The following is a 3,792-nucleotide window of genomic DNA, read 5'->3' as shown; positions in this document are numbered from 1 at the left end:
GTGTAGGCGGCGGCGTTGATGAGCACCCCGGCGCCGGCGGCGCCGGCCTCCTGCACGAAGGTCACGAGTTCACCCTCGTGATTCGTCTGACGGAAGGTCAGGGCGATATCGAGGCGGGCCGCGTGATCCTGCAGGCTCCGCTCGATCTCGGCGAGCGTCGCGGCGCCGTAGATGCTCGGCTCGCGCCTGCCCAGCAGGTTCAGGTTCGGCCCGTTGAGGCAGTGGATCGCGATCATGCCGTCCGGATGGCGTCGGCCGGAGGTTTCGCGAACCGCCCGGCAGGAGCGGCGGTCTTAGACGAGTGTCTTGGGGCGCGACAAGGGCAGTGTTGGGCCGGCGATCCGGCCACGCTTTCAATAGGTCCAGCGCTGCGCCTTGTTCACGAGGAAATCGCGGAACGCCTGGACGCGGGCGACGGAGCGCATCTCCTCGGCATAGACGAGGTAGCTTTCCATGGTCGGCATCTCGCTCTCGCGCAGCACCTGGACGAGGCTCTCGTTCCCATCGACGGCGTAATCCGGGAGGATGCCGACGCCGACGCCCGCCTCCATCGCCTTGTGGAGGGCGGTGATGTTGTTGACCGTGAAGTGGACCGGACGGCGCTCGTCGCCCTCGCGGCCGATGCTGGCGAGGTAGTGGGTGGCGAGCAGGTAGGACGGCTCATTGCCGCCGAAGGAGACGAGGCGGTGCTCGTCGAGGTCGGCGATGGTCTTCGGCTCGCCGAAGCGCTTGACGTAATCGGGGCTCGCGAAGGCGTGATAATGCACCGTGAACAGCCGCCGCTGGATCAGGTCCGGCTGGGCGGGGCGCCGCATGCGGATCGCGATGTCGGCCTCGCGCATGGCGAGGTCCAGCTCCTCGTTGGTGAGGACCAGCTCGATCCGCACGTCCGGATAGAGGTCGAGGAATTCGGAGACGCGCTGCGACAGCCAGGAGGTGCCCAGGCCCACCGTCGTCGTCACCCGCAGGTCGCCGGAGGGGCGCTCGCTCGTCTCGACGAGGCGGGCGCGGGTGTTCTCCAGCCTCAGCTTCATGTCGCGCGCGGCGCGGAACAGCAGGTCGCCCTGCTCGGTGAGGATCAGGCCGCGGGCATGCCGGTGGAACAGCGGCGCCTTCAGCTCCCGCTCCAGGGCGCTGATCTGCCGGCTCACCGCCGACTGGCTGAGGCCGATGTCGTCGCCCGCCCGCGTGAAGCTCCCGGCTTCCGCGACGTTGAGGAAAATCCGGATCTTGTCCCAATCCAAGGCCGTCACTCCCGCCCGTCGAGGTCGGCCCGTCGCGGTCAGCCCGTCACGGGGGACTACGACCTTCGGGCGTTGCACGACGCCAGTCTGTTGCTCCGCCGTGCCCGGCGAAAGGCTCCATCGCGAAACCCGCCGGCTCCCGCAGCATTCCAATTATGACGACAACCTTGCAATTTGGTTGCGTCTTTTTCGCCATCAACAGGGGAATCCGGGTCGAACACCATCCCGAATGCTTCGACACCGCCTGTTCCCGTCCGGTCTCCGCATCCGACACGATGGCGAAGCGGGCGTTCTTTTGAACAGTACTTGAAACGCCCGCAGAACACCCGCTCCCCGCCGACCGATGAGACCGACGGGAGACTGTCGATGCGGGGCGCCTACTCGGCCGCGGCCTTGGCCGGGCTCTCGCCGACATCGAGGTTGGCCAGGAACTTCTCCGCTTCCAGCGCGGCCATGCAGCCCATGCCGGCCGCGGTGATCGCCTGCCGGTAGACGTCGTCGGTGACGTCGCCCGCCGCGAAGACGCCGGGGATCTCGGTCGCGGTGGTGCCCGGCGTCACCGTGATGTAGCCGCCGTGCCGCATCGGCAGCTGGCCCTCGAAGATCGCGGTGGCGGGCTGGTGGCCGATGGCGACGAACAGGCCGTCGGTGGCGTGCTCGACGATTGCGCCGGACCGCAGGTCCTTGAGGCGCAGATGCGTGACCGAGGGCGGCGTGTCGGAGCCGCAGATCTCCTCCACCGCGTGATGCCACTTCACCGTGACGTTGGCGTGCTTGAACAGGCGCTCCTGCAGGATGCGCTCGGCCCGGAACTCGCCGCGGCGGTGGATGACGGTGACCGACTTGGCGAGGTTGGCGAGATACAGCGCCTCCTCGACCGCGGTGTTGCCGCCGCCGACCACGGTCACGTCCTTGCCGCGGAAGAAGAAGCCGTCGCAGGTGGCGCAGGCCGAGACGCCGAAGCCCTGGAACTTCGCCTCCGACGGCAGGCCGAGCCACTTCGCCTGGGCGCCGGTGGCGATGATCAGCGCGTCGCAGGTATAGGTCTCGCCGGAATCGGCCTCGAGCCGGAACGGGCGGACGTTGAGATCGACCTTCGTGATGTATTCGGACACGATCTTCGTGCCGACATGCTCGGCCTGGAGCCGCATCTGCTCCATCAGCCACGGGCCCTGGATGGCTTCCGCGAAGCCCGGATAGTTCTCGACATCGGTCGTGATCATCAACTGGCCGCCGGGCTGGAAGCCCGAGATCAGCAGCGGCTCGACCATGGCGCGGGCGGCGTAGATCGCGGCGGTGTAGCCGGCCGGCCCCGAGCCGATGATCACGAGCCTCGCATGGGTGTGCGCCATCTGTGCCGTCTCCTGTCAGGGGCGGGCACGGTCTCCGAAGGGCCGGCCGTCCACTCGTCCTGTGTTCCGTCGCGCCCGATCTTGCACGATGCGGGCATAAGATTTCCTTCCGAAGACCGGGGCGCGTGCGAACGTCCCGTTCTTCCCGCTCGCCGTCTCAGAACGGTCCGCGTGACGGCGCAGCCGGCGTCGCGGAAGGCGCGCCGGCCGCGGCCTCCGGGCGCTCCGCGGCGAGGCGCCGCCGGTGCTGTCCGTACGCCTCGGCGAGCGCGGCGGCGATCTCCGGCGTCGCGTCGATCGGCGCGTAGCGCAGGGCCTCCAGGCGCCCGATGAAGGGTTTCAGCGCGCCGGCCATGGCAAGGCCGGCGAACATCCGCCGGTGCCGAATATAGGTGCGCGGCAGGTCGAACAGCAGGAGGGGCACGCCGGTGCTCGCCGCCTCGCCGACCATGTTGGCGGAATCGGAGGTGACGACGATGTGGTCGGCGATCGCCAGCATGCCGACATAGGGGTTCTCGCCGCTGCCGTCCCAGAAGAAGCCGCCCTTGTCCTTCACCAGGTTTTCCAGGGCCGTGCGCAGGTCCGGCGGCGTGCGCCGGGAGACCGTCAGCATCAGCGAGCAGCCGCCCTCGGCAAGCTTGGTGAGGTCGCGCACCAGCCGCTGCATGTCCGCCTTGCGGTAGCGCAGATGCCGGCTGTCGCCGCCGATCAGCACGGCGATGCGCGGCCAGGGCAGGCGCGCGAGACGCGGGTCGGGCGTCGTGCGGGCGGCATCGAGCCGGGCGCGGGAGACGGGATGCGGCGCGGTCAGGGTGGTGAAGACGTTGGGCCCGCGCAGGTCGTCGTAATCGGGCACCCAGATAAAGTCCGCCGTGTCGTGGCCGGTGCGCGGATCCTTGAGGAAGGCGGTGAAGGTCCTCTGGTTCGAGGCGCGGCGCACGGCGCGCAGATAGGGCACGGCGCGCCGCCCCGACGCGATCAGGAGGTCGGGGAGCGGGCCCTGCAGCAGGCCGCCGGCCCGGCCGGGCGCATCCCGCGGATCGATCGGTCCCCAGGGCGCCATCCAGGTCAGGGGGCGCCCGTCCGGAATGCGCCGCGTCTCGTAGGCGAGGCCGAGCGTCTCGGCGATGCCGATGCACTGGTTCTCGTCGCCGGCCTTCCCGTCGGTGAGGATCCAGGCGCGGGCCCGCGCGAGT

4 protein-coding genes are annotated in these 3,792 nt (G+C 69.4%); all 4 read right to left on the bottom strand.

The window, feature by feature from the left end; translation table 11 throughout:
• Window positions 1-236: type II 3-dehydroquinate dehydratase (locus tag MFF42_RS24550; protein ID WP_238258536.1), on the bottom strand; the 236-nt coding region annotated here is incomplete at its 3' end.
• Between the two features lie 117 nt (window positions 237-353).
• Window positions 354-1,244: a LysR family transcriptional regulator gene (locus tag MFF42_RS24545; protein ID WP_060772152.1), complete on the bottom strand. Its 891-nt coding sequence runs from the start codon at window positions 1,242-1,244 to the stop codon at window positions 354-356.
• 377 nt (window positions 1,245-1,621) lie between these two features.
• Window positions 1,622-2,596: a thioredoxin-disulfide reductase gene (trxB, locus tag MFF42_RS24540; RefSeq protein ID WP_238258534.1), complete on the bottom strand. Its 975-nt coding sequence runs from the start codon at window positions 2,594-2,596 to the stop codon at window positions 1,622-1,624.
• A 157-nt stretch (window positions 2,597-2,753) separates the two neighbouring features.
• Window positions 2,754-3,792, bottom strand: a 1,039-nt coding sequence (locus MFF42_RS24535) for a mitochondrial fission ELM1 family protein (protein WP_238258532.1), incomplete at its 5' end; no start/stop codon positions are given.

Source organism: Methylorubrum podarium (genome assembly GCF_022179745.1).
GTDB classification, from domain to species: Bacteria; Pseudomonadota; Alphaproteobacteria; order Rhizobiales; family Beijerinckiaceae; genus Methylobacterium; species Methylobacterium podarium.
This window is presented reverse-complemented; position numbering and strand designations above follow the sequence as displayed.

Excerpts from the sequence above, each read along its gene's own strand:
- trxB (WP_238258534.1), bottom strand. The coding sequence starts at position 2,596 with ATGGCGCACACCCATGCGAGGCTCGTGATCATCGGCTCGGGGCCGGCC.